We start from the raw sequence: 24,059 nt of genomic DNA on the forward strand, positions 1-24,059 counted from the left end.
CACCCCCCAGGTCATCCGTTCGACAGAGGGAACACAGTCATACCGGGCCCGGAGGCCAGCGGCCCCATTGCAGGACCGCGAAAAACATAACGGGGTTGGTGCTGGCCCGCATCGGCATCTTCAGCCTGTCCGGCGATTGAGGACGAGCGCCTTCAGCGCGAACGGGGTCTGGGGCGGAGCCCCAGGGTCTTTCACCCCCGGCGGGTTTAGGGAAGGGGCGGGGTGGGGGCTCCCGGGGGCTGGCCCCAGGGGGTCAGGATCGTAGGGTGGTCAGGGCCTTGGTGAGGGCGGACGGGACGTCGGGGAGCAGGGTGTGGGCGCCGTCCCGCACGACCTGACGCCCGCCCACCACGACGTGCCGCACATCGGCGGCCCCCGCCGCGAAAACGGCCGTCTCCGCGGCGAGCCGAGGCACCGCCCCCACCGTCCGGACGGAATCCAGCGCGATCGTGGCCAGATCGGCCAGGGCGCCCCGCTCGATGCGCCCCGCCTCACCCCACCCGAGCGCGGCGTGCCCGTCCACCGTCGCCGCCCGCAGCAGCGCCGCCGCCGTCCAGTGCCCCCGCGTCCGCGACCGAAGCCGCTCGTTCAGCTCCATCGCGCGCGCCTCTTCGAGCAGGTCGATCACGGCGTGGCTGTCGCTGCCGAGCGAGAGCGGCGACCCGGCGCGCTGGAGGGCGAGCGCGGGCCCGATGCCGTCGGCGAGGTCGCGTTCGGTGGTGGGGCACATGCAGGTGCCGGTGGTGGTGGAGCCGAGCAGCGCGATGTCCTCGTCGGTGAGGTGGGTGTTGTGGACGCCGGTGGTCCGCGCGCCGAGCACCCCGTGCTCGAAGAGCAGCCGCGTGGGCGTCATCCCGTACGCGTCCAGGCAGGCGTCGTTCTCGGCGGTCTGCTCGGAGAGGTGGACGTGGAGCGGCGCCCGGCGCGCCTGGGCCCACTGGGCGACCGTGCCCAACTCCCGCGCGGGGACGGCCCGTACGGAGTGGATGGCCGCGCCGATACGCGCGTGGTCGCTCTCCTTCAGCGCCGAGCAGCGCTCCGCCCACGCCTCGGCGGTACGGTCGGAGAAACGCAGCTGGTGGCGGTCGGGGGCGGCGCCGAAGCCGGAGGAGAGGTAGGCGGTGTCGAGCAGGGTGATCCTGATCCCCGCGTCGGCGGCCGCGGCGATCAGCGCCTCGCCCATCGCGTTGGGGTCGGCGTAGGGGGTGCCGCCGGGCGCGTGGTGCAGGTAGTGGAACTCCCCGACGGCGGTGATCCCGGCCAGCGCCATCTCCGCGTACACGGCGCGGGCGAGCGCGTGGTAGGAGTCCGGGGTGAGCCGGGCCGCGACCTCGTACATGGTCTGGCGCCAGGTCCAGAACGTGCCCGAGCCGACCTGCACGGTGGAGCGCAGGGCGCGGTGGAAGGCGTGCGAGTGGGTGTTGGCGAGGCCGGGGACCGTGAACCCGCGCAGCACCACCGCGCCGGGCGGCGGCGCCTCGATCCCGGTGCGGACGGCGGCGATCCGGCCGTCGCCCGCGGCCTCCACGACCACGCCCGGCTCGACCTCGGGGTCCAGCCAGGCGTGTTCCAGCCAGTACGTCACCTGCACGCCAGGCCCTCCAGTACATCGGCGAGTGCGAGCACCCCGGCGACGCAGTCGTCCTCGCCGGCGAACTCGGCCGGGGAGTGCGAGACGCCCGTGGGGTTGCGTACGAACAGCATGGCGGTCGGGACCGAACCGGAGAGGATTCCGGCGTCGTGTCCCGCGCCGGTCCCCAGGACCGGGGTGCGCCCGCCCAGGATCTTGGCGATCTCGTCGCGCAGGGCGTGCTCGAACTCCACGACGGGCGTGAAGGACTCCCGTACGACGGTGAGGTCCACGCCGTCGCGCTCGGCGCGCTCCTTGGCGGCCCGTTCGATCGCGGCGACGACCGTGTCCAGGGTGGACTGGTCGGCGGCGCGCGAGTCGAGCCAGCCGCGCACCATCGAGGGAATGGCGTTGACCCCGTTGGGCTCGCAGGAGATTTTGCCGAACGTGGCCACCGCGCCCGCGAGTTGGGCCTCGCGGCGGGCGGCGAGCACGGTCTCGGCGTACGTCAGCATCGGGTCGCGGCGGTCGGCGAGGCGGGTGGTGCCGGCGTGGTTGGCCTCGCCCGCGAAGTCGAACCGCCAGCGGCCGTGCGGCCAGATGGCGGAGGCGATGCCGACGGCGTCGCCGCTGAGGTCGAGGGCGCGGCCCTGCTCGACGTGGAGCTCCACGAACGCGCCGATACGGGCGAGGCGTTCGGGGTCGGGGCCGATGGTGTCCGGGTCGTACCCGGCCCGCTCCATCGCCTGCGGGAGGCTGATGCCGTCCTGGTCGCGCAGGCGGTGCGCGGCCTCGACCGTGAGCTGTCCCGCGGTGAGCCGGGAGCCGACGCAGGCGAGGCCGAAGCGGGCGCCCTCTTCGTCCCCGAAGTTGGTGACGGCGAGGGGGCGGGTCAACTCGGCCCCTCTGCGCCTGAGTTCGTCGAGCGCGGCGAAGGACGACACGACGCCGAGGGGGCCGTCGAAGGCGCCGCCGTCGGGGACGGAGTCGAGGTGCGAGCCGGTGACGACGGCGTCACCGGCCGCCGGGTCGCCGGCCCAGGCCCACTGGTTGCCGTTGCGGTCCAGCTCGTAGGTGAGCCCCCGGGACTCGGCCTGCTCCTTGAACCAGGCGCGGCAGTCGGCGTCGGCGGTGGTCCAGGCGTGGCGTCGGTAGCCGTGGGTGTCGCTGTCGCGGCCGATGGGGGTGAGATCGCGCCACATCTCCTGGAACGAGGGGGGTTCTCCCCCACCCCGCCCCTTCCCGAAACCCTCCGGGGGCATGGGTCCGCCCGCGGACCGTGCGGGGCTGCTGGCGCAGTTCCCCGCGCCCCTGGGCATCCCGTTCTGGCCCGGGGCAGCATCTTCAGCCCGTCCGGCGATTGGCGCCCCAGGGACCCCGGCTGCGGGCCGTGCGGGGCTGGGCGCGCAGTTCCCCGCGCCCCTGGGCATCCCGTTCTGGCCCGGGGCAGCATCTTCAGCCCGTCCGGCGCTTGGCGCCCCAGGGACCCCGGCTGCGGGCCGTGCGGGGCTGGGCGCGCAGTTCCCCGCGCCCCCGGGCATCCCGTTCTGGCCCGGGGCAGCATCTTCAGCCCGTCCGGCGATTGAGGACGAGCGCCCTTCAGGCGCGGACGGGGTCTGGGGCAGCGCCCCAGGGACCCCGGCTGCGGGCCGTGCGGGGCTGGGCGCGCAGTTCCCCGCGCCCCCGGGCATCCCGTCCTGGCCCGGACCAGCGTCCGGGTCGGGGTTGGTGGTCACTCGCCCTCCCGCATGGGGACGCGTACGCCCTTCTCGTCCGCCACCCGCTCGGCGATGTCATAGCCGGCGTCGACGTGCCGGATGACACCCATCCCGGGGTCGTTGGTGAGGACGCGGCGGATCTTCTCGCCCGCCAGCTTCGTGCCGTCGGCCACCGAAACCTGCCCCGCGTGGATGGAGCGGCCCATGCCGACCCCACCGCCGTGGTGGATGGAGACCCAGGACGCGCCGGAGGCGACGTTGACCATGGCGTTCAGGAGCGGCCAGTCGGCGATCGCGTCGGAGCCGTCGAGCATCGCCTCGGTCTCGCGGTACGGGGAGGCCACCGAACCGCAGTCGAGGTGGTCGCGGCCGATGGCGAGCGGCGCCGCGAGGGTGCCGTTGCCGACCATGTCGTTGAACATGTCGCCGGCCTTGTCGCGCTCGCCCTGGCCGAGCCAGCAGATCCGCGCCGGCAGACCCTGGAAGTGGACGCGTTCGCCGGCCATCTTGATCCAGCGGTGCAGGGACTCGTTCTCCGGGAAGAGCTCCAGCAGCGCCTTGTCCGTCTTGTGGATGTCGGACGCCTCGCCCGAAAGCGCCGCCCAGCGGAAGGGGCCCTTGCCCTCGCAGAAGAGCGGGCGGATATAGGCCGGCACGAACCCGGGGAAGGCGAACGCCCGCTCGTAGCCCGCCAGTTGGGCCTCGCCGCGAATGGAGTTGCCGTAGTCGAAGACCTCGGCCCCGGCGTCCATGAAGCCGACCATCGCCTCGACGTGCCGGGCCATGGACTCACGGGCGCGGGTGGTGAAGCCCGCCGGGTCCTTCGCCGCGTACGCCGCCATGTCCTCGAAGGCGACACCGACGGGCAGGTAGGCGAGCGGGTCGTGGGCCGAGGTCTGGTCGGTCACGATGTCGATCGGGGCGCCCTCGGCGAGCATGCGCGGCAGCAGCTCCGCCGCGTTGCCGAGCAGGCCGATGGAGAGCGGACGGCGGGCGTCGCGCGCCTCGACGGCCAGCTGGAGCGCGTGCTCGAGGGAGTCGGCCCTGACGTCCAGGTAGCGGTGCTCGATGCGGCGCTCGATGGCGCGCGGGTCGACGTCGATACAGATCGCGACGCCGTCGTTCATCGTCACGGCGAGCGGCTGGGCGCCGCCCATGCCGCCGAGACCGGCGGTGAGCGTGATCGTCCCGGCGAGCGTGCCGTTGACCCCTTTACCCATGGAATGCAGCTTGGCGGCGACCGCGGCGAACGTCTCGTACGTGCCCTGGAGGATGCCCTGGGTGCCGATGTAGATCCAGGACCCGGCGGTCATCTGGCCGTACATGGTCAGGCCCAGCTGCTCCAGGCGGCGGAACTCCTCCCAGTTCGCCCAGTCGCCCACCAGGTTGGAGTTGGCGATCAGGACGCGCGGCGCCCACTCGTGGGTCTGCATGACACCGACGGGGCGCCCGGACTGGACGAGCATCGTCTCGTCCTGCTTGAGCGTGCGCAGCGTACGCACCATCGCGTCGAAGGAGCGCCAGTCGCGGGCGGCCTTGCCGGTGCCGCCGTAGACGACGAGCTGGTCGGGGTGTTCGGCCACCTCGGGATCGAGGTTGTTCTGGAGCATGCGCAGCGCGGCTTCCTGCTGCCATCCCAGGGCGCTCAGTTCCGTACCGCGCGGTGCCCGTACGGGGCGGGGTCCTGACATGGCGATGCCTCCTCGTGACCTGATCCAGATATTCACATCCTGGGTCACTGAATAGAGCTAGTCAATACATGGCGCGGCCCTGCGCTAGGGCCCGCCCGGTGATTGGCTGGTTCGCATGACGTCCCCGGCACCGTCCCCCACCGCCCGCACCACCGCCCCCGCCGCTGCGGCGCGCCGGCGCGAACAGGCCGTACGGGCCGCCGTGGAGCAGGGCCTCGCGGGGCCCGACGCGCCCATCGTGGCCCTCCTCGACACCGACGGCATCCGCGCCGGCGCCGCCGCCCTGCGCGCCGCGTTCGCCGAGGTCACCGACGCGCCCGTGCTGCACGCCTTCGCCGTGAAGGCCTGCCCGCTGGTCCCGGTGCTGCGGCTGCTGCGCGCCGAGGGCCTGGGCGCGGAGGTGGCGAGCCCCGGCGAGCTGGCCCTGGCAAGGGCCGCCGGGCTCGACCCCGCCCACACCGTGCTCGACTCCCCCGCCAAGACCCCGGCCGAGCTGCGCGAGGCGCTGGCCCTCGGGATCGCGGTCAACGCGGACAACCCCCAGGAGCTGGCCCGCCTGGACGCGCTCGTGGAGTCGGGGGCGACCCGCTCCCCACTCGGCCTGCGCGTCAACCCGCAGGTGGGCGCGGGGTCCATCGACGCGCTGTCCACGGCGACGGCGACCTCCAAGTTCGGGGTGGCGCTCCTGGACGACGGCGCGCGCGACTGGGTCGTCAAGGCGTACGCCGAGCGCCCCTGGCTGACCCGGCTCCACACCCACACCGGATCCCAGGGCGTGGCGCTGCCCCTGATGGCCCAGGGGGTCCTGGCCGCCTACGAGCTCGCCGAGGAGATCAACGCGGCGGTCGGCCGGCGCCAGGTCGACACGCTCGACATCGGCGGCGGGCTCCCGGTCAACTTCGGCTCGGACGAGGAGACGCCGACATACGCGGCCTACGCGCGCGTCCTGAAGGAGACGGTGCCGGGCCTGTTCGACGGGCGGTACGCACTGGTGACGGAGTTCGGCCGCGCGCTGCTCGCCAAGCACGGCACGGTGCTCGCGCGGGTCGAGTACGCCAAGGTGTCGGGCGGGCGGCCCATCGCGGTCACCCATGCCGGGGTGCAGATCGCCGCGCGCACCGTGTACGCGCCCGCGTCCTGGCCGCTGCGGATCGAGGCGTACGACGCGAAGGGGCGCTCCAAGACGGGTCCCGCCGTCGCACAGGACGTCGCGGGGCCGGCCTGTTTCGCCGGGGACCTGCTCGCGGAGAACCGGCCTCTGCCGCGGCTGGAACAGGGCGATTATGCGGCGGTGCTCGACACCGGTGCGTATTACTTCGCCCACCACTACTCCTACAACTCCCTTGCCCGGCCCGGCATTTACGGCTTCACGGCTACGCCGCAGGGGGTGCGGTTCGCGATGGTGCGCGGCCCGCAGCCCCTGGCGGACCTGGTGAGGGAAGCGGGGGGCGCCCACGCGGACGCCCTGCTCTGACCCGGTGCCGGTCGCTTTTCGAGCGCGGGCCGTGCGGGGCTGAGCGCGCGGCCCCCCTGGCAGGTTTGGTGCTGGCCCGCGCGGGGGCTTCAGCCCGGTTGGCGCAGTTCCCCGCGCCCCTGACCGTCTGGTGCGGGCCAGCGCGGGGGGCTTCACCCTGGCATGCGCAGTTCCCCGCGCCCCTGGTGGGGCTTGTACTGGCCCGCATGGGGGCTTCAGCCCGGTTGGCGCAGTTCCCCGCGCCCCTGACTATCTGGTGCTGGCCACCGCGGGGGCTTCAGCTCGGCATGCGCAGTTACCCGCGCCCCTGGGGGGGGCTTGTGCTGGCCCGCATCGGCATACCCAGCCTGTCATGGGGGTCCCCCCTGGCCCTTAAGAGGTCCTAACAAAGGCGTTGGACGTGGCGGTGGGTGATGAGGCAGGTGGCGAGGCCGAGGAAGGCTTCGTGGATGTCGTCACGTCGTTCCCACCGGATCCGTAGTCGGCGGAATCCGTGAAGCCAGGCTATGGTCCGCTCGACAACCCACCGGTGGATTCCGAGGCCGGAACCGTGCGGCACACCGCGGCGGGCGATCACGGGTTTGATGCCAAGCGCCCACACCAGGCGCCGGTATTTGTCGTGGTCGTAACCGCGGTCGCCAAGGACGCTGTCGGGTCGCCTGCGTGGCCGTCCGGCCAGGCCGGCGACGGACGGAATTTTCTCCAGCAGGGGCATCAGCTGGGTCACGTCGTTACGGTTGCCGCCGGTCAACGAGACGGCGAGCGGGATGCCCTGGCCGTCGACGATGACGTGGTGTTTGCTGCCCGGACGCGCGCGATCGACCGGACTGGGACCGCTTTTGGGCCCCGCCGAGCGGCCCTGACATGGGAAGAGTCGATCACCGCCCGCGACCAGTCCAGCTTCTTCGCGACCCGCAACTTCTTCAGCAGCACCTGGTGCAGCTGGTCCCACACACCGGCATCGTTCCACGCGGCCAGACGCCGCCAGCACGTCATGCCGGAACCGAAGCCCAACTCCTGCGGCAGGTACTCCCACTGGATCCCGGTGTGCAACACGAACAAGATCCCACAGAGTGCCTGCCGGTCCGGCACCCGAGGACGCCCCTCCACCTGTTTCGGCGCCGGCTCAGGCAGCAACGGCTCGATGAGCGACCACAGTTCATCCGACACGATCCACGGCCGCGGCTCACGTTTCCCCACGACCAGACCAACGACCAACTGAACCGAAAGTCACATGATCGACAACTTCTGTTAGGACCTCTAAGGCCTTGGGGGAGATTGAGGACGAGGCCGTTCAGGCCGAACGGGGTCTGGGGCGGAGCCCCAGGATTTGCTTTCGCCCCCGGAGGGTTTAGGGAAGGGGCGGGGAGGGGCCTCCCGGGGTTTGGGGCGGAGCCCCAGGGGCCCCGGCTCTCGCGTGCGGGCCGTGCGGGGCTGGGCGCGCAGTTCCCCGCGCCCCTTGAGCACTCGGTGCGGGCCCGCATGGGGGCTTCACCCCGGCATGCGCAGTTCCCCGCGCCCCTGACCGTCTGGTGCGGGCCCGCACAAGGGCTTCACCCCGGCCAGTTCCCCGCGGCCCTGGCGGGGTTCACGACGGCCCGCACAAGGACTTCGGCCCGGTTGGCGCACCGGCGGGGTCGGGGCCGGCCCCGGTGGAAGCGGGGGGCGGGGTTATTCGACGAACAGGCCGCGCGCCGCCGCCCCCGCGTCGAACTCCTCCAACCTGGCCTGCGCATCCGGCAACCCGTCACACATCGCCTCCAACAACACCCGCCCCAACAGCATCGGCGCACACGCCGTGTCGAACGCGAGCCCCGTGCCCACCGCAGCCGGAATGAGCAGATCGCTGTACTTGGCGACCGGCGCGAACGCCGAGTCGGCGACCGTGACCACGGTGAGCCCGGCCGCCTGCGCGTACGCCAGCGCCTCCACGACCTCTTTCGGATGGCGCGGCAGCGCGAAGCACAGCAGCGCCGATGCCCCGGCCCGCACCGCCGCGTCGATCCGGTCGGCCAGCATGGTGCCGCCCTCGTCGAGCAGGCGTACATCGGGGTGGACCTTGGCCGCGAAGTAGGCGAAACCACGGGCCTGCGACGAGGCCGCGCGCAGGCCGAGCACGGGCAGCGGCCGGGACGCCGCGAGCAGCCGGCCCGCGTGCTCGACCGGTCCCGGGTCCGCGAGCAGCCCCGCCAGGTGCTGAAGGTTCTCGATCTCGGCCCGCACCGCCTGCTGGTACTCGTTGAAGGACGTCTCGGCCACCGCGTCGGCCGGCGCGGGCGCCACCTCGCGCAGGTGACGCCGGAGCGCGGGGTACCCGTCGAAGCCGAGCGCGACCGCGAACCGGGTCACCGAGGGCTGGCTGACGCCCGCGAGTTCGGCGAGCTCCACGCTGGACAGGAACGGCACCTCGGCGGCCCGGCGCACCATGCAGTGGGCGATGCGCCGCTGCGTCGGGGTCAGCCGGCGCCCCTCGAAGAGCTGTTGCAGCCGTGCGGCAGGGCCTTCGCTCATGCCGTCCCCCTTCATACGTCCACGTCCTTGAACCGGTCCGGCCCTGGGCGCGGCCCCCGGCGGCGCAACGCCAACACCCGTACCACCGCGCCCGGTTCACACCCCACCACCGGGCGCGGCGCCCGGCGGAGCCGCACCGTGCGGCGGACCGCGAGCGATGCCGAGAGGGCCCGCTCCTCGGCGCCCCGAGAGAGTACAGCGTGCCCGAGCGACACCGACGCGGCGAAGGACAGGAGATCGCCGTCCACGACGTGGGACGACAACATGCGCGAACACCACCATTCCCGGACGCGGAGCGTACGGCTCCGGCCCGAGCCATTGACAAGTTATTCAGCCACCCAGAACTCTGCATGACGATATACAGCCGGGCAAGCCCGCGCGCCTCCTCGCCGCGAAGGAGCACATTCCCCCATGGCCCAACCAGCCGAATCAGCCGGATCAGCCGGATCAGCCGAGCCAACCAATCCCGCCGCATACACCGAACCCGCAGGGCAAACCGCGGGACCCGCCGCCGGACCCGCCGCGCCCACCGGGCGGGACGAACCGGCAGTGCGCGGCGCCTTCCTCGTCGAGCGCCGGTCCATCGACCTCGTCCCGGACGCCGAGCGCCACGGCACCGCCTTCAGCCAGTTCACCCTCTGGCTCGGCGCCAACCTCCAGATCACCGCCGTCGTGACCGGTGCCCTCGCGGTGGTGTTCGGCGGTGGCGCGTTCTGGTCGCTCATCGGCCTGGTCGCCGGCAATGCGCTGGGCGGCGCCGTGATGGCCCTGCACTCGGCGCAGGGCCCGCGCCTGGGGCTGCCGCAGATGATCTCCTCGCGGGCCCAGTTCGGGGTGAGGGGCGCGGTCGTGCCGCTGCTTCTGGTGATCGTGATGTACGTGGGGTTCTTCGCGAGCGGCACCGTGCTCGCGGGCCAGGCGGTCGGCGAACTCACCCACCTCGGCGAGACCCCCGGCATCCTCGTCTTCGCGCTGGTCACCGCCGTGGCGGCGACGATCGGCTACCGCGTCATCCACATACTCGGCCGGGTGGCGAGCGTGATCTGCGCGCCGGCCTTCGTCTACCTCGTCATCCGCCTGCTGGACCGGATCGACCTCACGACGGTCCTGCACGACCGCGCCTTCCACGTCCCGATGTTCCTGCTGGCGATGTCGCTCTCGGCGTCCTGGCAGCTGGCGTTCGGGCCCTACGTCGCGGACTACTCGCGCTATCTGCCCCGTACGACCAGCGCCCGCGCCACGTTCTGGTGGACGCTGGGCGGCTCCGCGCTCGGCTCGCAGTTCTCGATGACCTTCGGCGTCCTGGTGGCCGCGACCGCGGGCGACGCCTTCCTCGACGACCAGGTGGGGTACGTCGTCGGGCTCGGCGGCGCGGGCCTTGCCGCCTCGTTCCTGTACTTCACGATCGCGCTCGGCAAGCTGACCATCAACGTCCTGAACACCTATGGGGGGTTCATGTCGTTGGTGACCGGCATCGGCGGCTTCCGGGCGCAGAAGACGGTCGGGCCGCGCGCCCGCGCCCTCTGCGTCGGCGGCATCATGCTGGCCGGTACGGCGGTGGCCCTCGCGGGCAAGGACTCCTTCCTGACCTCGTTCAAGGACTTCCTGCTGTTCCTGCTGACCTTCTTCACGCCGTGGTCGGCGATCAACCTGGTCGACTACTACCTGATCTCCCGCGAGCGCTACGACATCCCCGCCCTCTTCGACCCGCAGGGCCGGTACGGGGCCTGGCGCTGGGACGCGCTGTCGGTGTACGTGGTCGGCGTGCTGGCCCAACTGCCCTTCCTGGCCACGAGCTTCTACACCGGACCGCTGGTGGCCCGGCTCGGCGGCGCCGACGTCTCCTGGATGGTGGGGCTCGTGGTGCCGGCGGCGCTCTTCTTCGTGCTGGCACGCAGGAGGAATACGGGGGATACCCCCACTGCGCCGGGGGCGTCGGCTCCGTACCGTGAACCGCATGGATGCCCGTGACACCGAGCCCCGGTCCAGTCTCGTCAAGGACGCCGAGCTCAAGAAGGAACTCGACGCCACCCTGCACGCCCGCAGGGAGCTCGGCCCCGACTACGAGTCCGCGCTGGTCGACTCCTTCCTGGAGAAGGTCGAACAGCGGGTGGACGGTTCGGTGGACCGGCGGGTGCGCCGTCAGCTCGCGGAGCAGCAGATGGTCGTGGCCCGCGGGGGCCGTCCCGGCCGCGAGGGTGCGGGCACGGACCACCATTTCGGCGAACGTTTCGGCTTCGCCATGGTCTCGCTGATCCTGGCGATCCCGCTGTCCGCGATCGGCGGGGTCAACGGGGGTCTGAAGGGCCTGTTCGTGACGTGGTGCGGCATCGTCGCGGTGAACGCGGTGCACGCGGCACATCGATGGCCGTGGCACCTCCTGCCCCGGCGCCGCCGGGAGGAGGACTGAGGGTTGAGGACTGAGGGCTGAGGTCAACTTCCGCTTGGGCGGGCTTGGTTGAGGGAGGTGGCGCGGGAGCCGCCGCACCCCCGGTCGCCCGGGGTCGGGACGGCGGCGGTTCCCGCGCGGACACGGTGCCGGCGCGTGCCGGGGTTCGCGTCCTGGGCGCCTTCGGAGCTCCGGGAGCCGCTCCGGGGTTCCTGACGCCACTGGTGGCATCGGACGGGTGCCCCTGCCCGGGTTCCCCGCCGACACCCACCACTGTGCCTGCGGCGCGTTAAGGGGGTGCTGCGGGGGTGTGACGGGTGCGTGCCGGTTGGGCGACGCGCTGGGCTGCGCCGCGCTGGGCTGCGCCGCGAAGGGTGCGGGACCGCCCGCGCAGTTCCCCGCGCCCCCTGGCGGGGTCGACGCTGGCCCGCATGGGCAACCTCAGCCCCTCCACCCCTAGCAGGAGGCGACGCTGGCCCGCATCGGCAACCTCAGCCCGTCCGGCAATTGAGGACGAGGCCCTTCAGGCCGGACGGGGTCTGGGGCGGAGCCCCAGGGGCCCCGGCTGCGGACCGTGGGTGGCTGGGCGCGCAGTTCCCCGCGCCCCTGGGCATCCGACGCCGGCCCGGACCGACATCCTCAACCCCTCCGCCCCTAGCAGGAGGCGACGCCGGTCCGCATCGGCAACCTCAGCCTGTCCGGCGTTTGAGGACGAGCGCCTTCAGCGCGAACGGGGTCTGGGGCGGAGCCCCAGGGGTTGGGCGGAGCCGGGGTCAGTTGGGGGTGCGGGCCAGGAAGGCCAGGAGGTCCTGGCGGCTGACCACACCCGTCGGCTTGCCCTCGACCAGAACGATCGCCGCGTCATCCTTGCCCAGGACCGACATCAGGTCCCCCACGGGCTCGCCCGACCCGACCTGCGGCAGAGGCGCACTCATGTGCTTCTCCAGCGGATCGTCGAGCAGCGCGCGCTGCGCGAACAGCGCGTCAAGCAGCTCGCGTTCGACAACCGAGCCGATGACCTCCGCGGCCATCACATCGGGATGCCCCGCCCCCGGCTTCACGATGGGCATCTGCGAGACCCCGTACTCGCGCAACACCTCGATGGCCTGCCCGACCGTCTCCTCGGGGTGCATGTGCACGAGCGAGGGCAGGTGACCGGCCTCCTTGAAGCCGAGCACGTCGGAGACGCGCGCCGAGTGGCTGCCCTCCTCCAGGAAGCCGTAGTCCGCCATCCACTCGTCGTTGAAGATCTTCGAGAGGTAGCCGCGGCCGGAGTCCGGGAGCAGCACGACGACCACGTCGTCGGGGCCAAGGCCCTCGGCGACCTTGAGCGCGGCCACGACGGCCATGCCGCAGGAGCCGCCGACCAGAAGGCCCTCCTCCTTGGCCAGGCGCCGGGTCATCTGGAAGGAGTCCTTGTCGGACACGGCGACGATCTCGTCGGTGACCGTACGGTCGTAGGCGGTCGGCCAGAAGTCCTCACCGACGCCCTCGACCAGATAGGGCCGCCCGGATCCCCCGCTGTAGACGGAGCCCTCCGGGTCCGCGCCGACGACCCGCACCTTGCCGTCGCTGGCCTCCTTGAGGTAGCGCCCGGTGCCGGTGATGGTGCCGCCCGTGCCGACGCCCGCGACGAAGTGGGTGATCTTCCCCGCCGTCTGCTCCCACAGCTCGGGACCGGTGGTCTCGTAGTGCGAGCGGGGGTTGTTCGGGTTGCTGTACTGGTCCGGCTTCCAGGCGCCCGGCGTCTCACGCACCAGGCGGTCGGAGACGTTGTAGTACGAATCCGGGTGCTCGGGGTCGACGGCCGTCGGGCAGACCACGACCTCCGCGCCGTACGCGCGCAGCACGTTGATCTTGTCCGTGGAGACCTTGTCAGGGCAGACGAAAATGCACTTGTAGCCCTTCTGCTGGGCCACAATGGCGAGGCCGACACCCGTGTTGCCGCTGGTCGGCTCGACGATGGTGCCGCCGGGCTTGAGCGCGCCCGACTGCTCGGCCGCCTCGATCATGCGGACGGCGATCCGGTCCTTGACCGAGCCGCCGGGGTTGAAGTACTCGACCTTGGCCAGGACTGTCGCCTGAATGCCCTGGGTCACGCTGTTGAGCCTCACCAGCGGGGTGTTGCCTACGAGGCTGATCATCGAGTCGTGGAATCGCACCGTTGTCTCCGGGTCTCCGATTAGGTACTGCCAGCGTATGCGGATCTCGCGGGGGTGTTCACCGTTGCGCGGGATTGAGCGACACCCGTCACCGGGCAGTTAGCTCATGTACGTCTGCAAGCTCCTGGGAGGTGGCCGGTGGCGGGGACTCTGTCGAGAGCGAGGGTGGCACGGCGGATCGCGACGGGTGCGGCGTTCGGCGGTGGCGGCATCGGGCTGCTGGCCGGGGCCGCGGTCGGTGTCGTGCTCGCCGAGCTCGCCCTCGCCAAACGCACGGTGGGCGGCGGCTCCCCGCAGGCCCCCAACGCGGACGGACTGTACGGGACCGCCTATGCCGACGGCACACCACCGCTCAGGCTCGGCATGCTGGGCGACTCCACGGCGGCCGGCCAGGGCGTGCGCCGGGCGGGCCAGACGCCGGCCGCGCTGCTCGCGTCGGGGCTCGCAGCGGTCGCCGAACGCATGGTCACCCTGCGCAACGTGGCGCTGCCCGGCGCCCGCTCGGAGGACCTGGAACGCCAGGTGTCCCTGCTGCTCGACGACCCCGCCCGCACCCCCGACGTCTGCGTGATCATGATCGGCGCCAACGACGTGACGAGCGGAACGGCGCCCACCACCTCGGTCCGCCACCTGGCCACCGCCGTGCGCAGGCTGCGTACGGCGGGCGCAGAGGTGGTCGTCGGCACCTGCCCCGACCTCGGCACCATCGAGCCGGTCTACCAGCCGCTGCGCTGGCTGGCCCGCCGCGTCTCGCGCCAGCTCGCGGCGGCGCAGACGATCGTGGTGGTGGAGCAGGGCGGCCGTACCGTGTCACTCGGCCATCTGCTGGGCCCCGAGTTCGCGGCCAACCCGCGCGAGCTGTTCGGGCCCGACAACTACCACCCATCGGCCGAGGGGTACGCGACGGCGGCGATGGCGGTGCTGCCGACGCTGTGCGCCGCGCTCGGCCTGTGGCCCGAGTCCGACCACCCCGACGCCTCCCGCAACGAGGACATCCTGCCGGTGGCCAAGGCCGCCTCCGCCGCGGCGGCGCAGGCCGGCACGGAGGTCACCGGGGCGCGCGCGCCGTGGGCCCTGCTCAAGTACCGCCGCCGCCGGCGCCTGCCGACGCCGGTGGAGCCGGCCCCCAACGGCACCACCCCCAACGGCACCGCCCCCGACAGCTCGCCCACCCGCCCGTGACGCGTCGGCCGCGACACGTCGCCCGCGACGCGCGCGTCGGCCCACCCGACCTGAGCCAGACCTGAGCCCGACCCGAGCCCGGCCCGAGCCCGACCCGAGCCAGACCTGAGCCCGACCCGAGCCCGGCCTGAGCAACCGCTTAGAAAAGAGTCCCGCATCACACGCCACCCCGGATGACCAATCCAGTACGTACGGGTAACTTCCCAGAGAGTCCTGCCTTCCCATCCCCTGGAGCCGTGATGCCCGAAGCCGTGATCGTCTCTGCCGCCCGTTCCCCCATCGGCCGCGCCTTCAAGGGTTCCCTCAAGGACCTGCGCCCGGACGACCTGACCGCCACGATCATCGAGGCCGCCCTCACCAAGGTGCCCGGCCTCGACCCGCGCGACATCGACGACCTGATGCTCGGCTGCGGCCTGCCCGGCGGCGAGCAGGGCCACAACCTGGGCCGCATCGTGGCCGTGCAGATGGGCATGGACCACCTGCCGGGCTGCACCATCACCCGGTACTGCTCCTCCTCGCTCCAGACCTCCCGGATGGCGATGCACGCCATCAAGGCCGGCGAGGGCGACGTGTTCATCTCGGCCGGTGTCGAGATGGTGTCGCGCTCCGTCAAGGGCAGCAGCGACGGCCTGCCCGACACCCACAACCCGCTCTTCGCGGACGCCGAGGCGCGCACCGCCGACGTCGCGCAGCGCGAGGGCACGAGCTGGCACGACCCGCGCGAGGACGGCCTGATCCCCGACGCGTACATCGCGATGGGCCAGACCGCCGAGAACCTGGCCCGGCTCAAGGGCATCTCGCGGCGCGAGATGGACGAGTTCGGCGTCCGTTCGCAGAACCTCGCCGAGGAAGCCATCAAGAACGGCTTCTGGGAGCGCGAGATCACCCCGGTCACGACCCCGGACGGCACCGTGGTCAGCAAGGACGACGGCCCCCGCGCGGGCGTCACCGTCGAGGGCGTCGCGGGCCTCAAGCCGGCCTTCCGTCCCGACGGGCTCGTCACCGCGGGCAACTGCTGCCCGCTCAACGACGGCGCCGCCGCCCTCGTGATCATGAGCGACACCAAGGCGCGCGAGCTCGGTCTGACCCCGCTGGCCCGCATCGTCTCCACCGGCGTCACGGGCCTCTCGCCCGAGATCATGGGCCTCGGCCCGGTCGAGGCGTCCCGCCAGGCACTCAAGCGGGCCGGGCTCACCGTCGACGACATCGACCTCTTCGAGATCAACGAGGCCTTCGCCGCCCAGGTGATCCCGTCCTACCAGGACCTCGGCATCCCGCTGGACAAGCTGAACGTCAACGGCGGCGCGATCGCGGTGGGCCACCCCTTCGGCATGACCGGCGCCCGCATCACCGGCACGCTGATCAACAGCCTCCAGTTCCACGACAAGCAGTTCGGCCTTGAGACCATGTGCGTCGGCGGCGGCCAGGGCATGGCCATGGTCATCGAACGCCTCAGCTGACGGACGGCCCCTCCGGCGGCCGGAGCGCTGCGTTGACCGCCCGTCGACGCGGAGTTGACGCCCCGGCCGCCATCGGCCGCACGCCAAGTCCCCTTCTTGGCCCCCTGACCAGGGATCTCGTATCCCACAGGGCGCTCACAGCCAATCCTTCCGCGTCCTAACCGTGACCGAATCTCCCCCAGGATGTGACGTATCTCCCGCCGGGGGAGTATTTTCGCAGGTCAGGTCCGTTCCACCCGGAAGCGCGGGGCCCAAAGACCTGTCCATTTCGTGACGTAATGCACTGACACCGGGGGCGGGCTCACGACAAGCTGAGGTAGGAAGTCGGGGAACCGTTTGAATCCGGGAGAACGTCAGTGAGCGCCATGCCTCTTGCCCTGCTGCTGACCACGGCCGCTGCCACGGCCGTGGGCGCCGCTGCCCTGCACGCCGCCCACGGGCTGCGCAAGCAGGTGGTGGCCCTGCGCGAAGACCTGGCAGCCACCCGTCGCGAACACGGCACCGAGCCCGGTGTGAGCCTGCCCCAGCAGGCCCGCTCCGCCGCCACCCCGGCCGCCGAGATACGGGCCGCCGTCGCCGAGGCCCTGGCCGAGGAGCGCGAGCGCGAGCTGGCCGAGGCGCGCGCCTTCTGGGCCGCCCAGGAGGCCAGGGATGCCGCCGACGCGCCCTCCCCGATGCTGGGCGGGCTCGCGGGGCTCGGCGAGGACGCCGCGTTCTTCCTGCCCCGCCAGGCGGACTTCGCGGGCCTCGACGCCGAGGCGCTGGAGATGGCCGAGGCCCTGGAGACGACGGAGGAGTTCCCCGAGGACTCCCCCGAGCTCGCCGCCGCCCGCCGCCGCCACCCCTCGCACCCGGACGTCGTGCCGGTCCAGGCGCCGGTCGCGGCCGACCACGAGGCGACGGTCTCGCGCCTTGAGGAGCTGGCCGAGTCCCGTACGGCGCTCGCGGACGTGCGCCCGGGCCCGCTCGGCACGCTGGACGTGTACGTCTTCGCCGACGGCACCACGCTCTGCATGACCCCGGGCCACCGGGAGACCTCGGAGCGCCTTGCGGGCGCGCTGCGGGAGGGCCGGAGCCCGGTCCTGCTGGGCGGCTCGGGCGTGTCCGGGGCGTACGCGCTGACCTTCAGTTGCGGCGAGGAGAGCGTGTACATCCTCGCGGACCGAGTCATCGCCTCACTCTGAGCCCCAGAGCTCCGCCCCGGCCCCCCGGTCCTCAACCTCCCCCAAGGCCTCAAGGGCCAGGGGGGGACCCCCATGACGGGCCGGGTACGCCCGCGCAGGCCGGCACCAACCCCCACCAGGGGCGCAGTTCCCCGCGCCCCTGGTGGGGTACGCCCGCGCAGGCCAGCACCGAGTACCCAGGGGCGCGGGGAACTGCGCGCCCAGCCACCCACGGTCCGCAGCCGGGGCTCCTGGGGCTCCCCAGACCCCATTCGGCCTGAACGACCCCGCCCTCAACCTCCCCCAAGGCCTCAAGGGCCAGGGGCCCCCATGACGGGCTGGGCACGCCCGCGCAGGCCGGCACCAACCCCACCAGGGGCGCGGGGAACTGCGCGAACGGCAGCCCGGTTCACCGGACCCACCGCCCGGCGCTAGGGGGTGTCTGGTGGACCATGGCCGGGGGCGCGGCGTCTGGCACGGCACCTCGCGGCGTTGCCGAATCGCCCCGATAGCTCCGCTATCGAGACGCTCCAGCGCCTTGCGATGCACCGCACCAGACGCCGCGCCCTGACCGACCCTGATCCACCAGACACCCCCTAGCCGAAAGCCCGTACCCCCGCCGCCTCCACCAACTCCAACGCCTCCTCCGGCTCCCCGCCGGGCGGGGCCTTCGCCGTGTACAGGGCCTGCGCCAAGTCCCTTCCGGCGACCATGACTTGATCCGCGACGCAGAACATCCCCGCGTCCGGCATGAGCAGCGGCTCGCGCTCCGGGTCCTCCACGCGCTGCGCCCTGAGCGCCAACTCCCGCGCGAGCGCCAGCCCTTCGGCCGCCGCCCCGCGCCGAAGGCGGCTCTCGGGGGCAGCGCGAAGGCGGTCGGCGAAACGGTCCACGGCCAGGAGCAAGGGGTTCACATCGAGCACGCCGTGACCCTACGCGCCCGTCCCGCACTGTTGCCAATACGCGAACACTCAGGCACGGTGCAGTGAAGGACCACGCAGCGCAATGCCTCCGGAGGCGCCGATGTCCCAAGTCTTCTCCGATGAGACCCACCGCAACCTGCTCTCCCGCATCCCCCATTGCACCGGTCGTGAAGTGTCCGACTGGCTCCGCACCGTCGAGGAAGGCCCCTCCCTCTTCCGTTTCGAGGAGAAGGTCAGCTGGCTCCGGAGCGAGCACGATCTCACCTACGGGCACGCCAAGGCGATCATCCACGAGTACGACCTGAGGCGGGCCGCGCGCCGCCTGCTCTAGGTCGTGTCGTCAAAGTCCCGCCCCGGACGCGTCCGGCTCCTGAAGTCCACCGAGAAAAGCGCACACCGTTCGCCCCGCCGGCCCCCGCCGACGGGGCGTCGCGCTGTGCGCCCCGCCGAGAGGCCAAGCGCAAACCGGCACCGCACCCCGCCGAGCGACCCCCAGCGAGCGGCCCCTGCGCGAGCCGGCACCCGAGCCCCGCCGGGCGGCCCCGCGCGGACCGGCACCGCACCCCGCCGAGCGGCCGCCCCGCGCGAACCGCACCGCGCGAGCGCCCCCCGCGCGAACCCGCGAACCGCACCACGCGCCTTCAGAAGGTGAACTCCCTTGCCCGCCAAGCCCCTTCACTGTTGCACCTCTTGACGCTCCCGGCGCCGAAGAGCACAGTGGCCGCGCAGCCCATCGTTGAGAGCGCTCTCAGAGCGCTCTCTTTCCGAGAGAGGCCCCCCACATGCGCCCCACAGCTCCCAGCGGCGGACCCGCGCGCCGCGCTCTCACCGCCGTGCTCTGCACCCTCGGGCTCGCCGCGGCCTCGGCCGCCGCCGTCGCCCTGCCCGCCACCGCCTCCGCCCCGCCGCCCCCCGCCGGCTGGACCACCGTGTTCACCGACGACTTCGACGGCCCCGCGGGCTCGGGCCTGAACACCGCCAACTGGCAGTACACGACCGGCACCAGCTACCCGGGAGGCCCGGCCGGCTTCGGGACCGGCGAGGTCGAGACGATGACCTCCGACACCTCCAACGTCGCCCTCGACGGCGCGGGCAACCTGCGCATCACCCCCCAGCGCGACGCCTCGGGCCACTGGACGTCGGGCCGCGTGGAGACCCGGCGCACCGACTTCCAGCCCCCGGCCGGCGGGAAGCTCCGCATCGAGGCGCGCCTCCAGATGCCGAACGTGACGGGCGCCGCCGCCAAGGGCTACTGGCCCGCGTTCTGGGCGCTCGGCGCGCCCTTCCGGGGCAACTACTGGAACTGGCCCGGCATCGGCGAGCTGGACATCATGGAGAACGTCCAGGGCCTCAACAACAACTGGTCCACGATGCACTGCGGCACCAGCCCCGGCGGGCCGTGCAACGAGACCACCGGCATCGGCGGCCAGCGGGCCTGCGACGGCACCACCTGTCAGGGCGGCTTCCACACGTACGCCGTCGAATGGGACCGCTCGGGGCCCGTCGAGCAGATGCGCTTCTACCTGGACGGCGTCAACTTCCATACCGTCAGCCAGAACCAGATGGACGCGGCGACCTGGACCAACGCCACCAACCACGGCTACTTCGTCATCCTGAACGTGGCCATGGGCGGCGGCTTCCCCGGCGCGTTCGGCGGCGGCCCCGACGCCGGCACCGAGCCCGGCCATCCCCTGGTCGTCGACTACGTCACCGTGCGGCAGTCGGGGGGCTCCGGCACCACCCCGCCCACCACTCCGCCCTCGGGCAGCCGTGACGCGTACGGCACCCTCCAGGCCGAGTCGTACGACCAGCAGTCCGGCGTGGTGAAGGAGGCCACCACCGACAGCGGCGGCGGCCAGGACATCGGCTCGCTCGCCAACGGCGACTGGGCGCTCTACAAGGGCGTCGACTTCGGTACGGACGCGGCCCGCCAGTTCGTCGCCAGGGTGGCAAGCGGCGCGGCCGGCGGGGTCAGCGGTCTGGTGGAGGTACGCCTGGACAGCCCGGGCAACGCGCCCATCGGCAGCTTCGCCGTGGCCAACACCGGCGGCTGGCAGAGCTGGCGCACCGTCCCCGCCAACATCGGCGCCACCACCGGCACCCATGACGTCTACCTCACCTTCACCAGCGGCCAGGGCGCCGACTTCGTGAACGTCAACTGGTTCGGCTTCGGCCACTGAGGGGGCGGGCAGAGATGAGATCCGTACGGCTCCTCCTTGCGGCAGCGACCGTGAGCGCCCTGCTGCTGTCCGGCACGTCCGGGGCGACGGCGACGGCCGCCGGCGCACCGCCCGCCGCCGACCCGGCCGGCTTCCCGATCGTGTTCCAGAACAACACCCATGGCGCGTACGCCGATTCGCAGATCTACGTCACCGTGCTCGGCCAGATCACCCCGGGCCAGTGGTCCTATCTGCGGCCCGACGGGTCGAGCGCGCACATCAATCACCTCGACGCGAACGCGCCCGGCCACCTCTCCAAGCACGGCGTGAACTACCCGAACATGTCGTTCACGCTGGACCGGGCGGGCGGCCGGGTGCCGTCGCCGTCCTCGATCCGGGGTGGCCGGATCTACCTCTCGCTCGGCTCGCCGCTGTACATCCCCGTCTCACCCGACGACCAGGGCTGGGGCGGCCCCGACCCCAACAACCCCTCCGACCCCAACGCCGACGTGTACTACGACTGGTACGAGTACACCTTCGTCAACGGCCAGGCGGCGTACGGCGGGAACACCACCCAGGTCGACCAGTTCGGCTTCCCGATGACCGCGCGGGTGCGCCAGACGTCCAGCGGTTACGACACCACCCGGGGCATCACGAAGTCCCGCGCCGAGGTCATGTCCGAGTACGCGGCGAACGTCGGGGCGGCGTTCAGGCCGCTCCGGTCCGCGTACCGGATCGTGGCCCCGCGCTCGGCGGCCGCCTTCCCCGCCGACTATCTGACCTCGGCCATCGACCGGGCGTGGAGTTACTACGCCACGCACCCCTTCACCCTGAGCGCGCCGGGCGAGACGTTCTCCGGGCGCGTCACGGGCTCCACCCTGACCTTCAGCAGGAACGGGGCAGGGCCCTTCACCCTGAACAAGCCGACCTCGCGCGAGGTGATGGCCTGTTCGGGTGCGCTCGCCTCGGGCGGCGACGTGGAGAAGCGGCTCGGCGCGGAGTTCTGCGCCGCGTTCAACCGGGGCGTGGCCGAGGACACCTCGCTGTGGCACACCCCGTCCGCGTACTACCGGGGCACGGCCCCGAAGAACGACTACGCGGCCTTCTTCCACACGGTGGGCCTCGCGGGGCGCGCGTACGGCTTCCCGTACGACGACATCAACGACCAGTCCTCGGTGCAGATCCTGGGCAACGCGCAGGCGCCGACGGAGGTGACCCTGTCGATCGGTTGGTGAGCGGCCCCGGACACGGCGAGGGGCCCCGCCCGGCAGCAGCGCCGGGCGGGGCCCCTCAGGGTGTCGCGTGGGTCAGTCGCCCTGGATGATCGCGATGATGTTCAGCATCTCGCGGTAGATCCACACCAGGGTCAGGGTGAGGCCGAAGGCCGCGAGCCAGGACTCCTCACGCGGCGCGCCGTAGGCGATGCCGTCCTCGACCTGCTTGAAGTCGAGCGCCAGGAAGCAGGCGCCGAGGATGACGCCGATGATCCCGAAGAGGATGCCGAGACCGCCGCTGCGGAAGCCGAGGCCGTCGCCGCCGCCGAAGACGGCGAAGAGCGAGTTGGTGATCATCAGCAGGACGAAGCCGATGGCGGCGGCCGCCACAAAGCCCTGGAACCGGCGGTTGACCCGGATCAGGCCGGTCCGGTAGGCGATGAGCACACCGCCGAAGACCGCCATGGTGCCGAGCACCGCCTGCGGGACCGCACCGGCGGCGACGTACGTACTGATGATGCTGCTGATCACGCCGAGCGCGACGCCCTGGGTGGCGGCGTACCCGAGGATCAGGGCCGGGACCGGCTTGCGCTTGAAGGCCTGGATCAGGCCGAGGACCAAGGAGACCAGGCCCGCCGCGACGGCGACACCCATCGACTTGCGGATGTTGTCCGCGTCGACGGGCAGCATCACCCACGCCAGGACCGCGCCGACGACGACCAGGCCGAGCGAGATGGCGGTGCGGGTGACGACGTCGTCCATCGTCATGACGTTGCCGGCGGCGGCCGGCGGGGCACCGAACTGCGTGTCCTGCTGTGCGTACGGATTGGTCGCGTACGGGTTGGCGGGTGCCTGCGCGTACGGGTTGCCCCCGGCCTGCGGCTGCTGCGCGGTGTTGAATCCGGCGTAGCCAGTGTCGCGGCTGAAGCCCCGTCGCGAGAAGACCGGGTTGCTGCTCCTCATCTCACTCCTCCATGGCCACCGTGCGCGGCCTTGCCGTCCAGGGTAATGGGCGCGCAAAGAATCCTCGTACTGCCTAAGGAGGATCTTCACGCGGGGACGAGAGGTGTGCAAGGGTCCGGCACCCGACGCGCGGGAGACCGGATCGTGCTGGAGTGCCCGGAGCCGGACTTGAACCGGCACGGCCCGAAGGCCAGCGAGGTTTAAGCTCGCCGTGTCTGCGTTCCACCATCCGGGCCAGGGCGCGCGGCTCCGCGTTTCGCGGCACGAGCCTAGCCCGACGCATCCCCCGAACAGCGGAACAACCAGTCGATGTTGTCTTATTTTATTGACGCCTGAGGGTGTGTCAGCACAGCTCAAAGCGGTGTTGGCACATGCCGGGGGCGGTTGGCAGGGCGTCCGGGGGTACCCCGATACGCGCCTGCGGAATGACGGAAAGTCGATGCCCGTGTGCGCCCCGCACCCGGCCCTCGCGCACCCGGCGGGGAGCCCGGCCCGCGTGACGGCCGCGTCCCGGTGGCTCCCGAGCGCGCCTCAGGGGTGCCGTCATACCTCAGGAGGACGCGCGGGGTACTCACGTCCGACTCAAGAGGGCCAGGAAAACGGGCACAGCGGGTGACGAGGCGGCGTCCTGGGGCCGGAAGGATGGAACACGTCCCCGCAATCCGCTCGACAGGAGTAACCCGTGACCACCATCCCCACCGCACACCGCGCGACCGCGGTGGCCGCCCGCGCCGTCGAACTGTCGAAGGTCTACGGCACGGGCGAGACCCAGGTGGTCGCCCTCGACCAGGTCACGGTCGACTTCCGCCAGGGCGAGTTCACCGCGATCATGGGCCCCTCGGGCTCCGGCAAGTCCACCCTGATGCACTGCGTCGCGGGCCTCGACTCCTTCAGCTCCGGCTCGGTCCGCATCGGCGAGACCGAGCTCGGTTCCCTCAAGGACAAGCAGCTCACGCAGTTGCGCCGCGACAAGATCGGTTTCATCTTCCAGGCGTTCAACCTGCTCCCGACGCTGACCGCCCTGGAGAACATCACGCTCCCGATGGACATCGCGGGCCGCAAGCCCGACCAGCAGTGGCTGGACCAGGTCATCGCCATGGTGGGGCTCGCCGACCGGCTCGGCCACCGGCCCACCCAGCTCTCCGGCGGTCAGCAGCAGCGCGTCGCCGTGGCCCGCGCGCTCGCCTCCCAGCCGGAGATCATCTTCGGTGACGAGCCGACCGGAAACCTGGACTCGCGCTCCGGCGCCGAAGTCCTCGGCTTCCTGCGCAACTCGGTGCGGGAGCTGGGGCAGACCGTGGTCATGGTGACGCACGACCCGGTCGCGGCCTCCTACGCGGACCGGGTCATATTCCTCGCCGACGGGCGGATCGTGGACGAGATGCTGCGGCCCAGCGCGGACGGGGTGCTCGACCGGATGAAGGCGTTCGACGCCAAGGGCCGCACCAGCTGACCCGAGCCGTCGGGGGCGTTGCCCCCG

The 24,059-nt window shown here is 72.1% G+C and carries 18 protein-coding genes, 1 tRNA gene and 1 pseudogene; 10 read left to right on the plus strand and 10 right to left on the minus strand.

Annotated features, from left to right (window positions below; genetic code table 11):
- Positions 1-253 precede the first annotated feature (253 nt).
- The 3 genes from ACFYM2_RS32490 to hutU form a co-directional block, all read right to left on the minus strand.
- On the minus strand, positions 254-1,591 hold the full coding sequence (locus ACFYM2_RS32490) for a formimidoylglutamate deiminase (protein WP_388460850.1): 1,338 nt from the start codon (positions 1,589-1,591) through the stop codon (positions 254-256).
- Entirely contained in the window at positions 1,582-2,832 is a 1,251-nt protein-coding gene (locus tag ACFYM2_RS32495) for an allantoate amidohydrolase (RefSeq protein WP_388460848.1), read from the minus strand. The genes ACFYM2_RS32490 and ACFYM2_RS32495 overlap by 10 nt, the downstream gene beginning before the upstream one ends.
- 470 nt (positions 2,833-3,302) lie before the next feature.
- Positions 3,303-4,979 (minus strand): urocanate hydratase, encoded by a 1,677-nt coding sequence (gene hutU / locus ACFYM2_RS32500; protein WP_359004813.1) that lies wholly within the window; start codon positions 4,977-4,979, stop codon positions 3,303-3,305.
- A 115-nt stretch (positions 4,980-5,094) separates the two neighbouring features.
- Between hutU and ACFYM2_RS32505 the strand changes: the two genes are divergently transcribed.
- Entirely contained in the window at positions 5,095-6,453 is a 1,359-nt protein-coding gene (locus ACFYM2_RS32505; protein ID WP_359004816.1) for a diaminopimelate decarboxylase, read from the plus strand.
- A 382-nt stretch (positions 6,454-6,835) separates the two neighbouring features.
- Here ACFYM2_RS32505 and ACFYM2_RS32510 read toward each other — a convergent pair.
- The 3 genes and pseudogenes from ACFYM2_RS32510 to ACFYM2_RS32520 form a co-directional block, all read right to left on the minus strand.
- Positions 6,836-7,653, minus strand: a pseudogene (locus tag ACFYM2_RS32510) (IS5 family transposase).
- A gap of 471 nt (positions 7,654-8,124) precedes the next feature.
- Complete coding sequence (locus tag ACFYM2_RS32515; RefSeq protein WP_359008999.1) at positions 8,125-8,964, minus strand: MurR/RpiR family transcriptional regulator; 840 nt, start codon at positions 8,962-8,964, stop codon at positions 8,125-8,127.
- A gap of 11 nt (positions 8,965-8,975) precedes the next feature.
- Positions 8,976-9,230: a hypothetical protein gene (locus tag ACFYM2_RS32520; protein ID WP_388460843.1), complete on the minus strand. Its 255-nt coding sequence runs from the start codon at positions 9,228-9,230 to the stop codon at positions 8,976-8,978.
- 283 nt (positions 9,231-9,513) lie between these two features.
- On the opposite strand from ACFYM2_RS32520, the gene ACFYM2_RS32525 reads away from it, so the two are divergent.
- Positions 9,514-10,935 (plus strand): purine-cytosine permease family protein, encoded by a 1,422-nt coding sequence (locus ACFYM2_RS32525; RefSeq protein ID WP_388841151.1) that lies wholly within the window; start codon positions 9,514-9,516, stop codon positions 10,933-10,935.
- Positions 10,922-11,374 (plus strand): hypothetical protein, encoded by a 453-nt coding sequence (locus ACFYM2_RS32530; RefSeq protein WP_350230773.1) that lies wholly within the window; start codon positions 10,922-10,924, stop codon positions 11,372-11,374. Before ACFYM2_RS32525 ends, ACFYM2_RS32530 begins: the two co-directional genes overlap by 14 nt.
- Before the next feature lie 752 nt (positions 11,375-12,126).
- Here ACFYM2_RS32530 and ACFYM2_RS32535 read toward each other — a convergent pair.
- Complete coding sequence (locus ACFYM2_RS32535; protein ID WP_359009007.1) at positions 12,127-13,515, minus strand: cystathionine beta-synthase; 1,389 nt, start codon at positions 13,513-13,515, stop codon at positions 12,127-12,129.
- Between the two features lie 165 nt (positions 13,516-13,680).
- Between ACFYM2_RS32535 and ACFYM2_RS32540 the strand changes: the two genes are divergently transcribed.
- The 3 genes from ACFYM2_RS32540 (at position 13,681) to ACFYM2_RS32550 (ending at position 17,341) form a co-directional block, all read left to right on the plus strand.
- A complete protein-coding gene (locus tag ACFYM2_RS32540; RefSeq protein ID WP_359009008.1) occupies positions 13,681-14,697 on the plus strand; it encodes an SGNH/GDSL hydrolase family protein in 1,017 nt (338 codons plus the stop codon).
- 239 nt (positions 14,698-14,936) lie between these two features.
- Positions 14,937-16,157, plus strand: coding sequence for an acetyl-CoA C-acetyltransferase (locus tag ACFYM2_RS32545; protein WP_388841154.1), 1,221 nt, complete (start codon positions 14,937-14,939; stop codon positions 16,155-16,157).
- 365 nt (positions 16,158-16,522) lie between these two features.
- Entirely contained in the window at positions 16,523-17,341 is an 819-nt protein-coding gene (locus ACFYM2_RS32550) for a hypothetical protein (RefSeq protein ID WP_388841215.1), read from the plus strand.
- A 575-nt stretch (positions 17,342-17,916) separates the two neighbouring features.
- On the opposite strand, the gene ACFYM2_RS32555 is transcribed toward ACFYM2_RS32550, so the two are convergent.
- Positions 17,917-18,243, minus strand: coding sequence for a hypothetical protein (locus ACFYM2_RS32555; protein WP_359007279.1), 327 nt, complete (start codon positions 18,241-18,243; stop codon positions 17,917-17,919).
- A 100-nt stretch (positions 18,244-18,343) separates the two neighbouring features.
- Between ACFYM2_RS32555 and ACFYM2_RS32560 the strand changes: the two genes are divergently transcribed.
- From ACFYM2_RS32560 to ACFYM2_RS32570, 3 genes are all read left to right on the plus strand, one after another.
- Entirely contained in the window at positions 18,344-18,574 is a 231-nt protein-coding gene (locus tag ACFYM2_RS32560; RefSeq protein ID WP_359007282.1) for a DUF4287 domain-containing protein, read from the plus strand.
- A gap of 451 nt (positions 18,575-19,025) precedes the next feature.
- Positions 19,026-20,423: a glycoside hydrolase family 16 protein gene (locus ACFYM2_RS32565; protein ID WP_359007285.1), complete on the plus strand. Its 1,398-nt coding sequence runs from the start codon at positions 19,026-19,028 to the stop codon at positions 20,421-20,423.
- A 14-nt stretch (positions 20,424-20,437) separates the two neighbouring features.
- Positions 20,438-21,637, plus strand: coding sequence for a glycoside hydrolase family 64 protein (locus ACFYM2_RS32570; protein WP_388841157.1), 1,200 nt, complete (start codon positions 20,438-20,440; stop codon positions 21,635-21,637).
- 72 nt (positions 21,638-21,709) lie between these two features.
- Here ACFYM2_RS32570 and ACFYM2_RS32575 read toward each other — a convergent pair whose 3' ends face one another.
- Positions 21,710-22,579 carry a Bax inhibitor-1/YccA family protein gene (locus ACFYM2_RS32575; protein WP_388841160.1) on the minus strand — a complete coding sequence of 290 codons (870 nt, stop codon included), beginning with the start codon at positions 22,577-22,579 and terminating at the stop codon, positions 21,710-21,712.
- A 153-nt stretch (positions 22,580-22,732) separates the two neighbouring features.
- Positions 22,733-22,814: transfer RNA gene (locus ACFYM2_RS32580), tRNA-Leu, on the minus strand.
- Positions 22,815-23,261: 447 nt separating this feature from the next.
- On the opposite strand from ACFYM2_RS32580, the gene ACFYM2_RS32585 reads away from it, so the two are divergent.
- Positions 23,262-24,032 (plus strand): ABC transporter ATP-binding protein, encoded by a 771-nt coding sequence (locus tag ACFYM2_RS32585; protein ID WP_359007293.1) that lies wholly within the window; start codon positions 23,262-23,264, stop codon positions 24,030-24,032.
- Positions 24,033-24,059: the final 27 nt, after the last annotated feature.

It is taken from the genome of Streptomyces sp. NPDC006711, from assembly GCF_042869775.1.
GTDB lineage: Bacteria > Actinomycetota > Actinomycetes > Streptomycetales > Streptomycetaceae > Streptomyces.